Annotated in this window: 15 protein-coding genes; 12 read left to right on the forward strand and 3 right to left on the reverse strand. The window is 70.0% G+C overall.

Annotated features, from left to right (window positions below):
* Nucleotides 1–9: 9 nt before the first annotated feature.
* The 12 genes from pilM to FLP23_RS03950 all read left to right on the forward strand — a co-directional run bounded on the left by pilM (nt 10) and on the right by FLP23_RS03950 (nt 14361).
* Complete coding sequence (gene pilM / locus FLP23_RS03900) at nt 10–1050, forward strand: type IV pilus assembly protein PilM (protein WP_168200370.1); 1041 nt, start codon at nt 10–12, stop codon at nt 1048–1050.
* Nucleotides 1047–1868, forward strand: a complete 822-nt coding sequence (locus FLP23_RS03905) for a hypothetical protein (protein WP_149324660.1) — start codon at nt 1047–1049, stop codon at nt 1866–1868. Before pilM ends, FLP23_RS03905 begins: the two co-directional genes overlap by 4 nt.
* A 4-nt stretch (nt 1869–1872) precedes the next feature.
* On the forward strand, nt 1873–2616 hold the full coding sequence (locus FLP23_RS12200) for a hypothetical protein (protein WP_168200371.1): 744 nt from the start codon (nt 1873–1875) through the stop codon (nt 2614–2616).
* 58 nt (nt 2617–2674) lie between these two features.
* On the forward strand, nt 2675–4099 hold the full coding sequence (locus FLP23_RS03910; RefSeq protein WP_149324661.1) for an O-antigen ligase family protein: 1425 nt from the start codon (nt 2675–2677) through the stop codon (nt 4097–4099).
* A 134-nt stretch (nt 4100–4233) separates the two neighbouring features.
* Entirely contained in the window at nt 4234–4563 is a 330-nt protein-coding gene (locus tag FLP23_RS03915) for a hypothetical protein (protein ID WP_149324662.1), read from the forward strand.
* Between the two features lie 329 nt (nt 4564–4892).
* Nucleotides 4893–5261, forward strand: a complete 369-nt coding sequence (gene rpsL, locus FLP23_RS03920; RefSeq protein WP_120761923.1) for a 30S ribosomal protein S12 — start codon at nt 4893–4895, stop codon at nt 5259–5261.
* 5 nt (nt 5262–5266) lie between these two features.
* The gene (rpsG, locus tag FLP23_RS03925) at nt 5267–5737 is read left to right on the forward strand and encodes a 30S ribosomal protein S7 (protein ID WP_149324663.1); all 471 of its coding nucleotides are present in this window, start codon (nt 5267–5269) and stop codon (nt 5735–5737) included.
* A gap of 86 nt (nt 5738–5823) precedes the next feature.
* The gene (fusA, locus tag FLP23_RS03930; protein WP_149324664.1) at nt 5824–7938 is read left to right on the forward strand and encodes an elongation factor G; all 2115 of its coding nucleotides are present in this window, start codon (nt 5824–5826) and stop codon (nt 7936–7938) included.
* A gap of 190 nt (nt 7939–8128) precedes the next feature.
* Nucleotides 8129–9322, forward strand: coding sequence for an elongation factor Tu (tuf, locus tag FLP23_RS03935; RefSeq protein ID WP_149324665.1), 1194 nt, complete (start codon nt 8129–8131; stop codon nt 9320–9322).
* Between the two features lie 269 nt (nt 9323–9591).
* Nucleotides 9592–9999, forward strand: coding sequence for a type IV toxin-antitoxin system AbiEi family antitoxin domain-containing protein (locus tag FLP23_RS03940; RefSeq protein WP_149324666.1), 408 nt, complete (start codon nt 9592–9594; stop codon nt 9997–9999).
* Nucleotides 10000–10152: 153 nt separating this feature from the next.
* Nucleotides 10153–10572 carry a hypothetical protein gene (locus FLP23_RS03945; RefSeq protein WP_149324667.1) on the forward strand — a complete coding sequence of 140 codons (420 nt, stop codon included), beginning with the start codon at nt 10153–10155 and terminating at the stop codon, nt 10570–10572.
* A 258-nt stretch (nt 10573–10830) separates the two neighbouring features.
* Nucleotides 10831–14361 carry an SdrD B-like domain-containing protein gene (locus FLP23_RS03950; RefSeq protein ID WP_149324668.1) on the forward strand — a complete coding sequence of 1177 codons (3531 nt, stop codon included), beginning with the start codon at nt 10831–10833 and terminating at the stop codon, nt 14359–14361.
* Nucleotides 14362–14385: 24 nt separating this feature from the next.
* On the opposite strand, the gene FLP23_RS03955 is transcribed toward FLP23_RS03950, so the two are convergent.
* The 3 genes from FLP23_RS03955 to FLP23_RS03965 are packed head-to-tail and all read right to left on the reverse strand — an operon-like array spanning nt 14386 to nt 17584.
* Complete coding sequence (locus tag FLP23_RS03955) at nt 14386–15549, reverse strand: Dyp-type peroxidase (protein WP_149324669.1); 1164 nt, start codon at nt 15547–15549, stop codon at nt 14386–14388.
* Complete coding sequence (locus tag FLP23_RS03960) at nt 15546–16289, reverse strand: hypothetical protein (RefSeq protein WP_149324670.1); 744 nt, start codon at nt 16287–16289, stop codon at nt 15546–15548. The genes FLP23_RS03955 and FLP23_RS03960 overlap by 4 nt, the downstream gene beginning before the upstream one ends.
* Nucleotides 16286–17584 (reverse strand): right-handed parallel beta-helix repeat-containing protein, encoded by a 1299-nt coding sequence (locus FLP23_RS03965; RefSeq protein WP_149324671.1) that lies wholly within the window; start codon nt 17582–17584, stop codon nt 16286–16288. The genes FLP23_RS03960 and FLP23_RS03965 overlap by 4 nt, the downstream gene beginning before the upstream one ends.
* Between the last annotated feature and the right edge of the window lie 9 nt (nt 17585–17593).

Consider the following 17593-nt stretch of genomic DNA (forward strand, 5'->3'; position numbering starts at 1 on the left):
GGTAAGAGCGTGGTCGGCGTCGATATCGGCGCCAACTCGATCCGCGGGGTGGAGGTGCAAGCCTCGACCTCGGCCAAGCCGACGATCGTGCGGATGGGCGAAGTCCCGCTGCCCGAGACGGCCGTTCGCAAGGGAGAAGTCGTCGAGGTGGGCACGGTCGCCACCGCGCTGAAGCGGCTGTGGACGACGGCGGGCTTCAAGTCCAAGGACGTCGTGCTCGGCATGGGCGGCCAGCGGGTCTTCGCCCGTGACTTCGCGGTGCCGCTCGCGCCCATGGCGCTCATCCGCGAATCGTTGCCGTTCCAGGCGCAGGACATGCTGCCCGTGCCGATCAACGATGTGATCCTCGACTTCTACCCGATCTCCACGGAGGAGGGCGAGAACGGCCCTCAGGTCTCCGGGCTCCTGGTCGCCGGGGTCAAGGAGGCGATCAACGCCAACGTGCAGGCCGTCGTCTCCGCCGGACTGCGCCCCGTGCATGTCGACCTCATCCCCTTCGCGCTGTGCCGGGCCCTCGCGCCGCGGCGGAGCGCGCGTGGGCGTGAGGCGATCGTCGCCATCGGCGCCGCGACCACCAACGTGGTGGTCGTGGTCGACGGGGTGCCGAAGTTCGTGCGCATCATTCCGAACGGCGGCGATGACATCACTCGCACCATGGTGAGCCGCCTCGGGTGGAATCCCGACCAGGCCGAGCACGCGAAGCGCGCGATCGGACTCGGCATGAACTCGGTCTCGCCCGATGAGCGCCCGATCATCGAGATCATCTACGAGGTCGCGGGCGAGCTGCTCGGCAACATCCGCAACACGCTCAGCTACTACGCCAACGCGCGACCCAGCGAGCCCATCGAGCGGGTGCTGTTCACAGGGCGGGGCGCGCTGCTGGGCGGGCTCGCGAACGCCCTCGCCGACGTGACCCGCCTCCCGGTGGGCATCGCCGACCCGCTGAACTCCTACGCCCTGCCGCGTCCCAAGGATGCACCGGGCTACACGCACGAGCAGCTCAACGGCTACACGACCGCGTTCGGTCTGGCTCTGGGGAGGCACGCATGACCGCCACGCTGACCCCGCCCGAGGTGGCGGAGACCCCGCAGGAGCAGAAGTCCAGGGGGCTCGCGCTCGGCCGCAAGCCCTCGGCGTCGGCCGTGAAGCTCAACTTGAGCGGCGAGCCGACCGTTCAGCTGCTGCCGTCGACGATCCGCGACCGCTCGCTGGCGCGTTCTCGGGTGCGGACCGGGGTCCTGCTCGTCATCCTCGGTGTGATCGTCGCGGCGGCGCTCGTGGCCGTCGGCACCTTGCGCAACACGCAGGCTCAGGATGCCCTGAACGCGGCCAACGACGACACGACCGACCTCATCGGGCAGCAGGCGCAGTATGCGGACGCCGTGAAGATCAACGGCCTCGTCGAGCAGATCAAGGAGCTCCAGAAGGGCGCCACGTCGACGGAGATCGACTGGGCGTCGCTCGTGCGCAAGCTGCTCGCCAAGCTTCCCGCCGGCGCCTACATCCTCACGATCGACGCTGCCAACGTCGCCCCCTGGGAGCAGATGCCCACCGTCGGTTCCTCGGACGAGCCGCAGATCGCCACCTTGTCGCTCAGCCTCAGCACCCTCACCATCCAGGATGCGACGGCGTTCTCGCGCAGCCTCTCCGACCTCGACGGCTTCGCGGCCGCGACGGTCGCGAAGGTCGCGGTCGGCACGGACGGCCGGGTCACCACCCAACTGGGGCTCGTGCTCACCACGGGCGCCGAGTCGGGCCGCTTCACCGACGAGGCCGAGGACTCGGACGACGCGAGCGACGCCGCCGCCGGAGAGACGACCGACGCCGCCGAGGACGACTCGGCGGCAACCGACGGATCGGAGGGTTGAGACCATGAACGGTGGCCGCATCTGGCTCGTCATCGGCGGCGTCCTCGCCGTCGCGATCATCGGCCTCGGCTGGCTCGTCGGAGCATCGCCGCTCTTCGCCCAGGCGGCGAGCGCCGACTCCCAGCGAGCCGACGTCGAAGCCAACAACGAACAGCTCAAGATCACCCTCGCCGGGATGAAGAAGCTCGACGATCAAAAGGACGACCTCCTGGACGAGCTCGACGAACTGCGCACCAATGTGCCCACGGTCGCGGAGCTCGAGGACTACTTCGACTGGGTGGCCGTGGCCTCGACGGCCGCGGCGGTCTCGCTGACCGTCGCGAACGCGGGAGAGCCGCAGCTCGTCGCGGTCGCCGACGGGGCGCCCGCCTCCTTCAGCGAGGGGCTGAAGAAGAGTCTCTACCTCATCCCGATCCACCTCGAGGTCGGCGGCAACGCCGACCAGATGAATGCCTTCCTCGAACTGCTGCAGACCGACGGCCGGCTCCAGTTGCTGAACCGCGTGGGAATCGACCTGGGCACGAGTCTCAGCGGATCGATCGACGGCTACATCTTCGTGGTCTACGACCCGACGGTCGGTCCGATCGTGTCACCCGGAGACGAGGAGGCAGCCGGTGATGGCGCCGAGGGCGACACTGCCGCGGGCGACGAGGCCGCGGCGGGCACGGAGGAAGGCGCCGAGCAGACGCCCGACCCGTCGTCCACACCGACGCCGCCCGCACCGACTCCTAGCGCGGCAGCGCGCTAGGTAGCAGACCACCGGCGGCCGCGCCCCTCCCGACGCGGCCGCCGGTGTTCGACACATCATGACAGAGCAGAATGGGCGCGCCCGGGCGGCGCGCACGATCGACGTCCTCGCAGCGCTCGGTGCCCTCGTCGGCGCGATCCTCACCGCGCGAATGGATGCCGGTCTCGCCGGTCCGTGGGTGCTCATCGGACTCGCGTCCGTCGTGCCGCTGTACCTTGTGGCACGCGGCTGGCGACTTCCGTGGTGGACGCACGCCGTCGCCGCGGCGCTTCCGGCGACGATCGTGATCGTCGGGCTGAGCCACGGGTATGGCGAAGGCATGGCGCGGGCGTCGCGTTTCGCCTACGCCGCTTTCCTCGTCCTCTCCGTCGCCGCCTGGGCGCGCACTCCTGCGCGCCGCTTGGCCGCGGGCGCGGGCCTTGCCATCCTCGTCGCCGACGGATACCTCACCGGTTGGTGGATCTGGTGGGGGCAGGGGGACGCCTCGTTCCTCATGCGCGGCAACTTCTACTGGCACAACCAGTTCGGCATCTACATGGTGATCGGCATCGCGATGGCCGCCGTGCTGGCCGTCGCCGGTGGACGGGTGTTCGCGTTGCTCGGCTTCGTCGTCACGTTCCTCGCCGGCGCAGGAGCCATCTGGTCGGGTTCCCGCGCGGCGGTGTCGTTGCTGGCGGCGGTGATCGTCGTCGCGGCTGCCATCGCCCTCGCCGCCCGCGGCTGGCGCGGGCTCATCCGGGTGGCACTGCTTCCCGCCGGGATCGCGCTGTCGGCCCTCTTTTTCGCGAGTTCCGTCTTCTTCCCGGGCGGTTCGGACGGCGGCGACGGCGGCGGCGCTCAGGTCGACCGACTCACCAACGGCGAGTCCGCCGAGAGCTCGGTCAGCGCCCGTCTGGTTTTCTGGCTCGACGCGTTGCGGCTCGGCGCGAGCTCGCCGCTGATCGGCGTCGGGCTGCAGGCCTTCGGGCCGCGGTTGCAGTGCCTGGGGCGGTCCGGTGGCGCCTATTCCTCGCACCCGCACAACGAGTACCTGCTGGCGTGGGCCGAGACCGGAGCGCTCGGCGCCCTGCCGCTGCTCGCCGCGCTGCTGGGTGCCGTGGTGCTGGTGATCCGTTCGTTCCGTCGCCCGGCGGATGGTGTCGCCATTCCGCGCCGGATCTCGTGGCTGCCCAGCGGGGCAGAGCTGCTGGCCGACCCGGCGCGCTGGGGCGCACTGCTGGCCCTCGTCGTGGCACTCGGGCACGCCGCGTTCGACTTCGACTGGGCATACCCGGCGTTGCTCGCTGTAGCCGGACTCGCGGGCGGGATCGCCGCAGCTCCGGTGCTCGCGATGCGGGCGACCACGCGCACCAGGCTCCTCGTCAACCTGGTGCTCGTGGGAGTGCTCATCGCGGCGGCAGTCGCCGGGTTCATGCTCGACCCGCTGCCCGCCGAGTCGCTGCGCCCGATTCCGCTCAGCGAGGTCGTCTGCCCGGCGGGGTGATCTCGGAGCCGCATCGACTCCTCCCGATGCCGGAGGTTGCACGCCTCTCCACCACGTGCCGTCTCCGTGCGAGGGGGTGGCAGCAGGCCCTGGCAGGATCGCATCCGACGGCACACAATGGGAGGGTGAGCGAATTGACGGACCCCGGCAACTGGCTGTACATCGCCGCGCTCACCACAGTGATGCTCGGCGGCACGACGATCATCGTGACCCTCACCAACCGCAGCACGACCTCGGCGATCCATGGGCTGCGAGGTGAGTTGGGCGGGCGCATCGACGCGCTGCAGGGCGAGGTGCGGGGGTTGCACGGCGAGATGAACGCGAGGTTCGAGGCGGTCGACGCGCGATTCGAGGCTGTGGATGCGAAATTCGAAGCGGTCGGTACGCGGTTCACCGCGCTGGAGAAACGCATCGACAGCATCGACCGGGATGTGTCGGCGCTCGTCAAGCGCGCGATGGACTGAGGGGTCCGGGCACGGGGGTCTCGATACGCCGCCTTCGGCGGCTACCCGACCAGCGGGAGGGGCCCTACATTGCGGCAAATTACGCACCCGGGTATGCTTGACCGCGTGTGTGCATTCGCGCACGTTTCCCCTGCCCTCGTGATGTCGCCCTCGGCGTGCGTCCGGAGCGGGAAACGGGGCGAGCGCATCGCAGGGCCAGGCCTCGGCATCCGCCGGAGCTGACCCCCACGGCATGTCCGTCAGCAGTCCCGTCGAGGTTCCTCGGCGGGTGACGGATCCCGATGGATCCACCATCAGCTGTCACCGTGCAGCGTGAACAAGGAGCAGTTTTGCCCACTATTCAGCAGTTGGTCCGCAAGGGCCGCTCGCCGAAGGTCACCAAGACCAAGGCGCCCGCCCTCAAGGCGAACCCGCAGCAGCGCGGCGTGTGCACCCGTGTGTACACCACCACCCCGAAGAAGCCGAACTCGGCCCTCCGCAAGGTGGCCCGCGTGAAGCTCTCCAACGGCACCGAGGTCACCGCCTACATCCCCGGCGAGGGCCACAACCTGCAGGAGCACTCGATGGTGCTCGTGCGCGGCGGGCGAGTGAAGGACCTCCCCGGCGTGCGTTACAAGATCGTTCGCGGCGCCCTCGACACCCAGGCCGTCAAGAACCGCAAGCAGGCCCGTAGCCGCTACGGCGCGAAGAAGGGTTAAGGAACATGCCTCGCAAGGGACCCGCCCCGAAGCGTCCGGTCGTCAGCGACCCGATCTACGGCGCCCAGATCGTCAGCCAGCTCGTCAACAAGATCCTCCTCGACGGCAAGAAGGATCTCGCCCAGCGCATCGTCTACGGCGCGCTCGACGGCGTCGCCACCAAGTCGGGCCAGGATGCGGTCGTCGTGCTCAAGAAGGCTCTCGACAACGTGCGCCCCACCCTCGAGGTCAAGAGCCGCCGCGTCGGCGGCTCGACCTACCAGGTGCCGGTCGAGGTCAAGCCGCACCGCGCGAACACCCTCGCGCTGCGCTGGCTCGTGAGCTACTCGAAGTCGCGTCGCGAGAAGACGATGACCGAGCGTCTGCAGAACGAGATCCTCGACGCCTCGAACGGCCTCGGTGCCGCGGTCAAGCGCCGCGAAGACACCCACAAGATGGCCGAGTCGAACAAGGCGTTCGCGCACTACCGCTGGTAAACCCGTCGGTTCCCCGGATGCGATAGCCTCTCGCGGCCCTCGCATCCGGGGCCCCGGATCGAATTTCCCGAAAGAAGGAACACCCCGTGGCACAAGACGTGCTCACCGACCTCACGAAGGTCCGCAACATCGGCATCATGGCGCACATCGATGCCGGCAAGACGACGACGACCGAGCGCATCCTCTTCTACACGGGCGTGAACCACAAGATCGGCGAGACCCACGACGGCGCCTCGACGACCGACTGGATGGAGCAGGAGAAGGAGCGCGGCATCACCATCACCTCCGCCGCCGTCACCTGCTTCTGGAACAAGAACCAGATCAACATCATCGACACCCCCGGACACGTGGACTTCACGGTCGAGGTGGAGCGCTCGCTGCGCATCCTCGACGGCGCGGTCGCCGTGTTCGACGGCAAGGAGGGCGTCGAGCCCCAGTCCGAGACCGTGTGGCGCCAGGCCGACAAGTACAACGTGCCGCGCATCTGCTTCGTCAACAAGATGGACAAGCTCGGCGCCGACTTCTACTTCACGGTCGACACCATCGTCAGCCGCCTGGGCGCCAAGCCGCTCGTCATCCAGCTGCCCATCGGATCCGAGTCGGACTTCGTGGGCGTCGTCGACCTCGTCGAGATGCGCGCGCTGGTGTGGCCGGGCGACGCCAAGGGCGACGTGACCATGGGTGCCAAGTACGAGATCCAGGAGATCCCGGCCGACCTCAAGGACAAGGCCGAGGAGTACCGCGCGGCTCTGCTCGAGACCGTCGCCGAGACCGACGACGCGCTGCTGGAGAAGTACTTCGGTGGCGAGGAGCTGACCGTGGCCGAGATCAAGGGCGCGATCCGCAAGCTCACCATCGCCTCCGAGGTCTACCCCGTGCTGTGCGGTTCGGCGTTCAAGAACCGCGGCGTGCAGCCGATGCTCGACGCCGTCATCGACTTCCTGCCGAGCCCGCTCGACGTGCCGCCGGTGCAGGGCCACGACGTCAAGGACCCGGAGCTCGTGCTCGAGCGTCACGCCGACGCCAAGGAGCCCTTCGCGGCCCTCGTGTCGAAGATCGCCGTGCACCCCTTCTTCGGTCGCCTCACCTACATCCGCGTCTACTCGGGTGCGCTCGAGTCGGGCGCCGCGGTGATCAACTCCACCAAGGGCAAGAAGGAGCGCATCGGGAAGATCTTCCAGATGCACGCCAACAAGGAGATCCCGGTCCCCTCGGTGACCGCCGGCCACATCTACGCCGTCATCGGCCTCAAGGACACCACCACCGGTGACACCCTGAGCGACGCGGCCCACCCGATCATCCTCGAGTCGATGACCTTCCCGGAGCCCGTCATCGAGGTCGCGATCGAGCCCAAGACCAAGGCCGACCAGGAGAAGCTGGGCACCGCGATCCAGAAGCTCGCCGAAGAGGACCCGACGTTCCGCACCGAGCAGAACCAGGAGACCGGTCAGACGGTCATCAAGGGCATGGGCGAGCTGCACCTCGACATCCTCGTGGACCGCATGAAGCGCGAGTTCAACGTGGAGGCCAACGTCGGCAAGCCGCAGGTGGCGTACCGCGAGACCATCCGCAAGACGGTCGAGAAGTACGACTACACCCACAAGAAGCAGACCGGTGGATCCGGCCAGTTCGCCAAGGTGCAGATCACGCTCGAGCCGCTCGAGGTGACCCCGGAGACCTCGTACGAGTTCGTGAACGCCGTCACCGGCGGTCGCGTGCCGCGCGAGTACATCCCCTCGGTCGACGCGGGCATCCAGGACGCGATGCAGGTCGGCGTGCTCGCCGGCTTCCCGACGGTCGGCGTCAAGGCGACGCTCGTCGACGGTGCGGCGCACGACGTCGACTCCTCGGAGATGGCGTTCAAGATCGCCGGGTCGATGGCCTACAAGGAGGCCGCGCGCAAGGCGAACCCTGTTCTGCTCGAGCCGCTCATGGCGGTCGAGGTGCGCACGCCCGAGGAGTACATGGGCGACGTCATCGGCGACCTCAACTCGCGGCGCGGCCAGATCCAGGCGATGGAGGACGCGACTGGCGTGAAGGTCGTGCGTGCCCTCGTGCCGCTGTCGGAGATGTTCGGCTACGTCGGCGACCTGCGCTCGAAGACCTCGGGTCGCGCGGTCTACTCGATGTCGTTCGACAGCTACTCGGAGGTCCCGAAGGCCGTGGCCGACGAGATCGTCCAGAAGAGCAAGGGCGATTGATCGCACCCCGCGCGCTGGAGCTAGAAGCGAAGGCCATTTCTGGCCTTCGCCGCGACGCCAGCGCCGGGGCCCGTCTCGGGTCCCGGACCCTCGCAACAACTCAAAACAACTAAAGTAAGTACAACCCACACGTCAGAGCATCCGGAAAGCCATCCGGATGCCTGCAACCGAGTCCTGAGGAGGACACCAAGTGGCTAAGGCCAAGTTCGAGCGGACCAAGCCGCACGTCAACATCGGAACGATCGGTCACGTCGACCACGGCAAGACCACGCTCACCGCGGCGATCTCGAAGGTGCTCGCCGACAAGTACCCGTCGTCGGTCAACGTCGTTCGCGACTTCGCCTCGATCGACTCGGCTCCCGAGGAGCGTCAGCGCGGTATCACGATCAACATCTCGCACGTCGAGTACGAGACCCCGAAGCGCCACTACGCGCACGTCGACGCCCCCGGTCACGCTGACTACATCAAGAACATGATCACCGGTGCCGCTCAGATGGACGGCGCGATCCTCGTGGTCGCGGCGACCGACGGCCCGATGGCTCAGACCCGTGAGCACGTGCTGCTCGCCAAGCAGGTCGGCGTGCCCTACCTGCTGGTGGCCCTCAACAAGTCCGACATGGTCGACGACGAGGAGATCCTGGAGCTCGTCGAGCTCGAGGTGCGCGAGCTGCTCTCCTCGCAGGACTTCGACGGCGACAACGCCCCCGTCGTGCGCGTCTCGGGCCTCAAGGCTCTCGAGGGCGACGAGAAGTGGGTGCAGTCGGTGCTCGACCTCATGGAGGCCGTGGACGAGAACATCCCCGACCCGGTGCGCGACAAGGACAAGCCGTTCCTCATGCCCATCGAGGACGTCTTCACCATCACCGGTCGTGGCACGGTCGTCACCGGCCGCGCCGAGCGTGGCACCCTCGCCATCAACTCCGAGGTCGAGATCGTCGGCATCCGCCCGACGCAGAAGACCACGGTCACCGGTATCGAGATGTTCCACAAGCAGCTCGACGAGGCCTGGGCCGGCGAGAACTGTGGTCTGCTCCTCCGCGGCACCAAGCGCGAGGACGTCGAGCGCGGTCAGGTCGTCGTGAAGCCGGGTTCGGTCACCCCTCACACCAACTTCGAGGGCACCGCGTACATCCTCTCCAAGGACGAGGGTGGGCGTCACAACCCGTTCTACGCGAACTACCGTCCGCAGTTCTACTTCCGTACCACCGACGTCACCGGCGTCATCACGCTGCCCGAGGGCACCGAGATGGTCATGCCCGGCGACACCACCGACATGACGGTCGAGCTCATCCAGCCGATCGCCATGGAGGAGGGCCTCGGCTTCGCCATCCGTGAGGGTGGCCGCACCGTGGGCGCCGGCAAGGTCACCAAGATCCTCAAGTAACTTCGGTTGCTGAGCCCGAAGGGGTCGGATCCTCACGGATTCGGCCCCTTCGTCGTTCCCGCGGCCCCGGTTGCGCCGCCCCCGCTCGGCGCCCGCGTGGCTGATGGCGCGGTTTCGGCCGGATGGCACCCGCGAAACCGCGCCATCGAGCCGAAACCGCACCACCGCTGCGGGCTCGGCCGCTCCTCCACGGGACTGCGGCGCGGATGCTGTGCACGGCGTGCCGAAACCGCGCCACGTGACGACGCGCGCGACCCGATGCTGGCGGGATGCCCGCTGACGCACCCGAGCCCCGCCACCCGCACCTCATCCTCGCGCGCGAGCTGAGTCGATTCGTCTACGACGACCCTGCGGCGCGCCATGCGCGCGCGCGCGGGGAGCTCATCCGCCTGCGTCGGGGGATCTACGCGGCTCCGGACGAATGGGCGCAGCTCACGGGGCGCGAGAAGTACCTTGCCATCTGCCGCGGCTACGCGGCGAGCCGCGGCGAGCCGCCTGTCCTGTCGCACCAATCGGCCGCGGTCGTCTGGGGGTTGCCGATCATCGGTGACACCCCGCGCGAGATCCACGTCGCGACCGACGAGCGCCGGAACGGACGCCGAGCCGCCGGCGTGCGCGTGCACCTCTCGCGACTCGCGGCGGAGGATGTGGTCTGGCACGAGACGGGGTGCTCGTGACGAGCCTCGCCCGCACGGTCATCGACCTCGCCGCGGCCGCCGACGTCTACACCGCCGTCAGCGCCGTCGACCACGTGTTGCACGTTGACCGTTTCGGTCGCGCGCGGACGGAGTTGACCCGCGAGTCGCTCGCCGAGGCATATGAACGCGCCCATGCCGCTCACCGGCTGGTCGCGGGCCCGCGCCCGCATCGAGTTCGGCGAGACGGGCGCTGCGACGGCGGCCGAGTCGGGAAGCCGGGTGACGATGGCACTCATCGGTACGCCGCCTCCCGAGCTGCAACTTCGCTACGTGGGGGAGTCGGGTGACTACGACGTCGACTTCTCCTTCGAGGAGGCGGACGCGATCGGCGAGGTCGATGGCAAGCAGAAGTACCTCGACCCTCGGTACCGCGACGGCCGCGACGCGGACCAGGTCGTCTACCGGGAGAAGCTCCGAGAGGACGAGCTTCGAGCGCGCTGCCGCGCCTTCGGCCGATGGCCGATGGCGGTGGGTCTCGATCCTGACCGACTGCGCATCCGGATGGTGCAGCTCGGGGTGCGGGTCGGGCTCCGGCGTCCACGTCTCAGCTGATGGCGCGGTTTCGGCCGGATGGCACCCGCGAAACCGCGCCATCGAGCCGAAACCGCACCACGGAGGGGTGCGAGCCGGCCGGGAGGGGGCGGGCCGGCCGGGAAGGGGGACGAGGTGTAGACAGGACGTTCTGCACCCCTTCTCGGGGTCTCGGAGTGCTGCTCGCGTTCTTTAGGCTGGCGATGTCCGCCGACTGCTTACCCTGGCTCGCTCTTACCCGGCGACACGCGGACATCCCGAACCGTCCCGTGGAGACGCATGCCCCGCGCCCGCGCCAAGACGCCTGCGCGCCCCGAAACGCGCAGGCTCCTTCGGCGTGCGCTCACGGCGGGGATCGCGGTGCTGGCGATCGTGGGCGGGGGACTCGCCGCCGGATCCCCGGCCGCCTGGGCCGCGACGGGGCAGGTCCGCGGGCAGGTGTTCGTGGACTTCGACGGCGACGGCGCGCTCGACACCGGCAACACGGCGAGCTCGGGCATCGCGAACGACATCCCCGCGGCCGGCATCACCGTGAACGCCTACAACCGGTACAACGCCCTGGTCGGCACCGCGACGACCGCGGCCACCGGCAACCCCAACTACACCATCGCGTTGACGGGCGTCGTCGACGGCGACCCGCTGCGCATCGAGTACACCTTGCCCGCGGGGAGCTACGACTCCTTCCAGGGCACCAACTCGAACACGAGTGTGCGCTTCGTGCAGGCGGGGGCCGAGAACGTCAACCTCGGGATCGTGCGCCCCGACGACTTCAACTCGAACGATCCCTTCATCGCCACCGTGTTGCAACGCGCCGGCATCCCCACCTCGCCCGCCAACACGGGCGCGCCCGCGGTCGTGTTGAACCGGTGGTCGGCGGCCAACAACGCGACCGTCACCCAGGTGGAGAATCCGAACTGCACGACCAACCAGAACTGCGCCGATTTCTCGGCCCGCAAGACGGTGGCCACGATCGACCAGCTCGGCGCCGTCTACTCGGTCGCCTACGATCCCGCCGGTCGTGACCTGTACGTCGCGGCCACCTACAAGCGCGGTGCGGGTCTCGGTGCGCTGGGCCTCGGCGGCATCTACCGCATCAACGATGTGATCGACGCCGCCGGCAACCTGACGGCGGGCGTCCCGACCGTCACCAACTGGACGAATGTCGCGGCGACCGGCGGCACCAACCTCGGCATCAATGTGGGCACGGCGCGCGGCAACACCGGTGCGGGTAGCCGTCTCCTGGATCAGGCGCAGGGCGTCTTCGCCGATTCGGATGCTTTCGCCAAGGCGACGAAGGTCGGGATCGGCGGGATGGCGATCGACCCTGACCGCCGCATCCTCTACTTCGTCAACCTCAACGACAAGCGCATCTACGGCATCACCCTCGCGGCGACGCCCGCGAATGTGGGCAACTGGGCCACCCCCGCCTCGAGTACGCAGCGCCCGTTCGCGCTCACGCTTCGCGGCAACGCGCTCCATGTGGGCTACAACGACACGGGCGAGGCGTACCCGTTCTGTCCGGCGTCGTCGCCAGGCACCGCCTACGGCGCGGGCGCGAACGGCAGCTGCACGGGCGGCACCGCGCTGCAGGCGTACGTCGCCCGCGCGACCCTGGGTGCGACGGGTGCGCCGGGGGCTTTCACGACCGAGCTCACGGTTCCGCTCGGCTACGCCAAGGGCAACCAGATCTACGACTGGCAGGGCGCCGGCGGCGCCGTCGCGAACGGGCGTACCCAGACGCTGCGCTGGAACACCTGGACCGACACCTGGAGCGGGGTCGGGGCGGCTCCCGCCGAGCGCAGCGTCGGGATCGCGACGACGGGCGGATGGGGCAACGGCTTCATCCAGATGTACCCGCAGCCTTTCGTCGCCTCGGTGGCGTTCGACTCGGCCGGCTTCCTGACCCTGGGTCTCGGCGACCGCACGCAGATCCAGAGCGGCAACCGTCAGGTCGCCGCGAACGAGACGACGATTTCGACCGCCTCGACCGCCTACGAGACGATCTCCTCGGGCGACACCTTGCTCGCCGCTCCGAACACGAACGGCACCTACACCCTGGAGTCGAACGGCACGGCGACGGGCACGGCGGGGTCGCGCGTGGGCGCGGCCGGGCGCGATGCGCAGCCGGCGAACGCGGAAGCGCCTGGCGGGAACGAGTTCTATTACGACCGCGGTGCGATCGGCACGCAGGCCAACCACCGCGAGGCGAGCCTCGGCACTGTGCTCACGGCGCCCGGCGTCTCGCAGGTGGCGTCCACCTTCGTCGACCCGCTCGGTCCCGTGCGCGTCACCGGCATCGGCTGGTTCGATGCCGCGAACGGCAACAACGTGCGCGGCTACCAGCAGGAGAACGACACCGGCGGTGGCGGATTCAGCACCTCGTTCCAGAAGGGCGGCGGCATCGGTGCGCTCGCCCTCGTGTTGCGCGATGCCCCCGTCGAGATCGGCAACCGGGTCTGGTACGACGCGGATCTGGACGGCATCCAGGACGCCGACGAGCCGGCGGTCGGCGGTGCGATCGTCGAGCTGTGGAGCGACACCAACAACGACGGCGTGCCGAACACGCTGCTCGCGACCGCGACCACGACCGGCGCCGCCCAGGGCTCGACCGTCTACGGGGCGACGACGTTCGGCTACACGGGCACCGATCCGGGGAGCTTCTTCTTCCGGTCGGCGGATGCCGTCGCCGGCGGGGTGACCAACTTCACCAAGAACGCGCGCTACGTGCTGGTGTTCCGAAAACCCGCGAACACGGCCACCGCCGTGAACCTGCTGTGGCCGACTGCGACGGTGCCCGCCGGGTTCGCGGGACTCACCTGGGCGCAGGTGCAGCTCACGGGTGCGGCCGCGAGCGGGTCGACGACGCGCAACGACTCGAACCCGAACCCGACGACGGGGTACGCACCTGTGACGGTCGGGGGAGGCAGCGAGAACGATCACACGATCGATGCCGGATGGTTCGGGCTGAGCAGCTATCGGCTCGAGAAGGCCGTGGTGGGCACGCCGCCCGCGGGGGCGAGCTTCGCGTTGTCGATCGCCACGGCCACCAACTTCCGGGGGGACGACCGCCGGTGGGTCTCGGGTGCGGCGAGCGTGCCGATCGTGGACACGCTCAGCTATTCGCTCGCCGCGGGGCAGACCCTCACGACGACCGAGCAACTGCCGTACGGCTATGTGCTGACCGTCACCGAGCCGAACATGCCGGGTGCCGCGATCGCCTTCACGCCCCCTCTTGCGGTCGGCAACGACGACACGGGTCGGCTCGTGATCGCACCCACCGCCGAGGCGGGCGGCGTGAAGCTGACCGCCACCAACAGCTTCACCGCGATCACCGTCACGAAGGCCCTGTCGCCGGCGGCGACGCTGCCCGCGGGCACCACCTTCCCCGTGGAGTACTCCGTGAACGGCGGCGCGATCACGACCGCGCAGCTGGCGGTCGGCGCGGGCGGCGCGGTCACGATCCCCGGCATCCCGTGGGGGTCGACCGTGCGGCTGCGGGAGAACCTGACCGGTCCGTTCTCGTGGGGTGGCTACATCTGGTCGACGGGCAGCTGGGCGCAAGGCGCCACAGCGCTCGTGCCGGACGGCAGCGGCTGGGTGACGGTGACGGCGCCGTCCAGCACGACGGCCCTGCAGCTGACCCTCACGAACCACCCGTACCAGCCGCCCGCCCTGCCGTTCGCGGGCGGGATCGGTGCCGACCTGTTCACGGTCGGCGGCGCGCTCGTGATCGTCACGGCGCTCGGCCTCGGGTTCTGGCAGCTCCGGGTGCGGCGGCGGGATCGACGGCCGCCCGCGCACCGCGCCTGAGCCTTCGTCCGGCGGCTCGGTCGCTCAGAACAGTGTCGCGCCGAGCGGTCGGTCCGGCAGCACGCCGGGCAGGATCGCGAATGCGGCGGTCGCGGTCGGCGAGGAGTACCGCATGAGGTCGTCGACCTCGTCGAGCCGCAACTGGGTGCGCGTGAAGGTGGCCACGTCGTTCTGGTAGGAGATGAAGAGGTGCCCGCGGTCGTCGTCGGAGGCGCGGTAGCTGTAGCTGCGGCGCAGCATGAGCGGGCTCCCCGTGAAGGAGGGATGCGCGGCGCGCGCGTGCGCGTGCAGCGGGATCAGCAGGCTGCCGTCGGCGCGTTTCGCGTCGAGGTCGATCTGGTCGTCGCGCGAGCCGCCGGAGAGCGGCGCCCCGGTGGACTGCGCGCGCCCGATGACGGCGTCCCGGTCGGCGGGCGCGAGCGCACGGAACTCGTCGACGCCGAGGTGGAAGCGGCGCACGACGCACACCGTTCCTCCCGCGAGAGGTCCGTCGGCGATCCAGACGTCGTCGCGGAACTCCTGCTCGGTCTGCGGGCGGATGATGCCGTCGAAGTAGCCGAAGGGATTGCGTGAGACGCCGTCGACGGCGGGCCCGCGGTAGCCGAACTCGGTCCAGCGCAGCCGCGGACCGCTCAGTGCGGCCAGCAGTGATGAGAGCACCGGTTCGAGAACCGTCGGGTCGGACGCGTTCACCGACAGCAGCAGCTCGCCCCCACGCCGTTCGGGCGGCAGCTCGGCGTCGCCCGCGAAGTCGGGCAGCTCGACGAGCGTGGCGAGCTCGGGGGCGGCGGTGGCGACGAGGGCGCGAGCCCCGAGGCCGACCGTGACGGTCAGATCGGCGGGGCCGTCGGGGGTGAGCTCGGGGATGCCGCGCGGCTGCGCGGTGACCTCGGCGATGCGCGTCCCGAGGGCGCTCAGCGAGCCCTGCAGGGCGTCGAGGTCGAGGTCGAGCACGGCGAGCAGGCAGTGCTGCTGGGGGATCGCCGGGCGCTGGATGCCGGCCTGCTGCTCGCCGCCGGCGGGCACAGGGCGATCGGCGCCCGCCGCGGGCGCGCGGCCGGTGCGTCCGGTGACCGCTGCGACGGTTCCGGCGATCGCCGCGCCTGCGATCGCCGCACCCGTGAGCAGTCCGCGCCGGGAGAGCCCCGACGTCTCGCTCTGCTCGACGGCGCCGTCCGCCTCGCTCATCCGGTGCCTCCCGGGAGCTCGAGCCGCGGTGCCTCGCGATCGGGGAACTCGACCGTCGTCCAGCGCTCGGCGATGCGCACCTCGGCACGCAGGATGAGACCGTGGGCGTCGACCCAGAGTCGAAGCGGCGAGTCGTCCGCGGTCGGCGCGGTGTCGGCGTCGTCCGCCGGCTGGTCGCTCGGCGGGCTCGCGAAGACGGTCACCGCGGTGCCGTCGAGGGTGTCCGCGCGCAGCCAGAACGCGCCCGACTGCTGCAGCAGGAGCGGGTTGTCGGGTCGGTCGCTTCCGAGGTTGCCGATCGTGGTGAGCAGCAGTTCGAGATCCGAGGCGGTGCCGTCGAGGCGGTGGCTCTGCCAGCCCTGGTCGGCGAGGTCGGGGATCGGCAGCACCGGGTTGCCGTCCGGGTCGGGCTCGCCCGCACGGATGCCGACCGTGGTGTCGGTCCACAGCAGCGCCTGCGGCGCGAAGTCGCCGGCGACGGTCGCGAAGCCGAGATGCGCGCCGTAGTCGACCCAGCCGGTCAGGGTGAGCTGAACGCCGTCTTCGAGCACGACCGTCGAGAACGGCCTGCTGCCGCGGTCGTAGTTGGTGAAGCGGGCGATCGCGAGCAGCTGCGCCTCCTCGCTCGACACCGGGCGCGGCGTGGGTTCCGGGTCCGGTGCGGGCGCTGCCGTGCATCCGGCGAGCGCGAGGCACACGAGCACCGCCGCCGGCCGGAGGCGCAGCGCCGCCGGGGTCATCGGGTTCCCGCGCGGTCGGCGAGGAGGGTCGCGTCGGGCACCGCGACGCCGGTCAGCTCGGGCATCGCGACGGTCCCCGGCAGCCGCGCGGGCCTCCCGGACGCGGCGAGCTGCGGTTGGTCGCGCGGCGCGGCCACGCGGCGGAAGCTCACCCCGGGGGGAGCCTCGGGACCGGGGAGGGCGGTGGTGGCGCTCTGCGGCGTCGTGTCGCCGTCGCACGCGGCTGCGGCCTCGGCGGCGAGCTCGGCGGGCCGGCTCGGTGCGGCATCCGTCCAGCAGTTGCCGACGGCGGGGGTGCGCGCCGCCGAGAGGTTCGCGAGCCGGGCGCCGTCGTCGACGAGGTTGGCCTCGACACGGTTGCCCGATGCCGCGATGTCCTCGGTGTTGGTGAGGATCACGGCGGCGCGCGGGTTGCCCGTGATCCGGTTGCGTTCGATCGTGTTGCGCTGGCCGCCCGCGATGCCGATCCCGGTCGCGAATCCGCCCTCGGCCTGCGAGGGCGAGTCGGGCTCCACGTTGTCGGTCACGAGGTTGCCGACCACGGTGTTCGCGCGTTGCGGGGTGAACGCCTCCTGGTAGCTCGACAGCAGGGTCATGCCGACCCGATTGCCCGCGAAACGGTTGCCGACGATGACGACCGAGTCGCTCGCGTTGGCGTTCTCGAACCCGACCGCGTTGCGCTCGGCCACGTTTCCCGTGACGAGGATGTCGCACTCCTCGCACTGCCCCACGTAGAAGCCGCTGTCGGCGGAGCCGGAGGCGTAGGAGTCGCGGATCACGCCGTGCTGGGAGTTGAAGGCGTAGATCCCGTACAGGCCGTTGTTGAAGGCGGTCACGTGGTCGACGAGGAAGCGCTGCAGCGGGGGGAACGCGCGGGGATCCCAGTCGGTGTAGCCGCCTTCGCCCGGATCGGCGGGGCCGTCGCCGTCGTGCAGCCCGGTGACCAGCACGCCGTAGAAGGTCGCGCCCGTCACGGTCAGGTTCTCGATCCGAACGCCGTCGGCGATGGCGACGATGCCGTAGGGGCGGATGCCGCCGCCGTCGATGACGGTCGCGTTGCGGTCCTCGCCGCGCACCGTCACGTCCGCCTTGTCGACGAGCAGCTGCTCCTCGTATCGGCCCGGTGCGATCACGACCAGCCCCCCGGGGCTCACGAGCTCCATGGCCGCGGAGAGGGTCGCCGCGTCGGCGGGCACGTGCACCTCGGCCTTCGTCGCCGGGGCCGCATCGGCGCAGCCGCACAACGCCAGCGCCGCGAGGGCCGCGAGGGCGGCGGCAGCGAGGCGTCGAGGCACGGGGCAAGT

This window comes from Protaetiibacter larvae (assembly GCF_008365275.1).
In the GTDB taxonomy this organism is placed as follows: Bacteria; Actinomycetota; Actinomycetes; order Actinomycetales; family Microbacteriaceae; genus Homoserinibacter; species Homoserinibacter larvae.

Excerpts from the sequence above, each read along its gene's own strand:
- FLP23_RS03960 (WP_149324670.1), bottom strand. The coding sequence starts at position 16,289 with ATGACCCCGGCGGCGCTGCGCCTCCGGCCGGCGGCGGTGCTCGTGTGC.
- FLP23_RS03910 (WP_149324661.1), top strand. The coding sequence starts at position 2,675 with ATGACAGAGCAGAATGGGCGCGCCCGGGCGGCGCGCACGATCGACGTC.
- FLP23_RS03950 (WP_149324668.1), top strand. The coding sequence starts at position 10,831 with ATGCCCCGCGCCCGCGCCAAGACGCCTGCGCGCCCCGAAACGCGCAGG.
- FLP23_RS03940 (WP_149324666.1), top strand. The coding sequence starts at position 9,592 with ATGCCCGCTGACGCACCCGAGCCCCGCCACCCGCACCTCATCCTCGCG.
- FLP23_RS03955 (WP_149324669.1), bottom strand. The coding sequence starts at position 15,549 with ATGAGCGAGGCGGACGGCGCCGTCGAGCAGAGCGAGACGTCGGGGCTC.
- FLP23_RS03905 (WP_149324660.1), top strand. The coding sequence starts at position 1,047 with ATGACCGCCACGCTGACCCCGCCCGAGGTGGCGGAGACCCCGCAGGAG.
- FLP23_RS03945 (WP_149324667.1), top strand. The coding sequence starts at position 10,153 with ATGCCGCTCACCGGCTGGTCGCGGGCCCGCGCCCGCATCGAGTTCGGC.
- FLP23_RS12200 (WP_168200371.1), top strand. The coding sequence starts at position 1,873 with ATGAACGGTGGCCGCATCTGGCTCGTCATCGGCGGCGTCCTCGCCGTC.
- rpsG (WP_149324663.1), top strand. The coding sequence starts at position 5,267 with ATGCCTCGCAAGGGACCCGCCCCGAAGCGTCCGGTCGTCAGCGACCCG.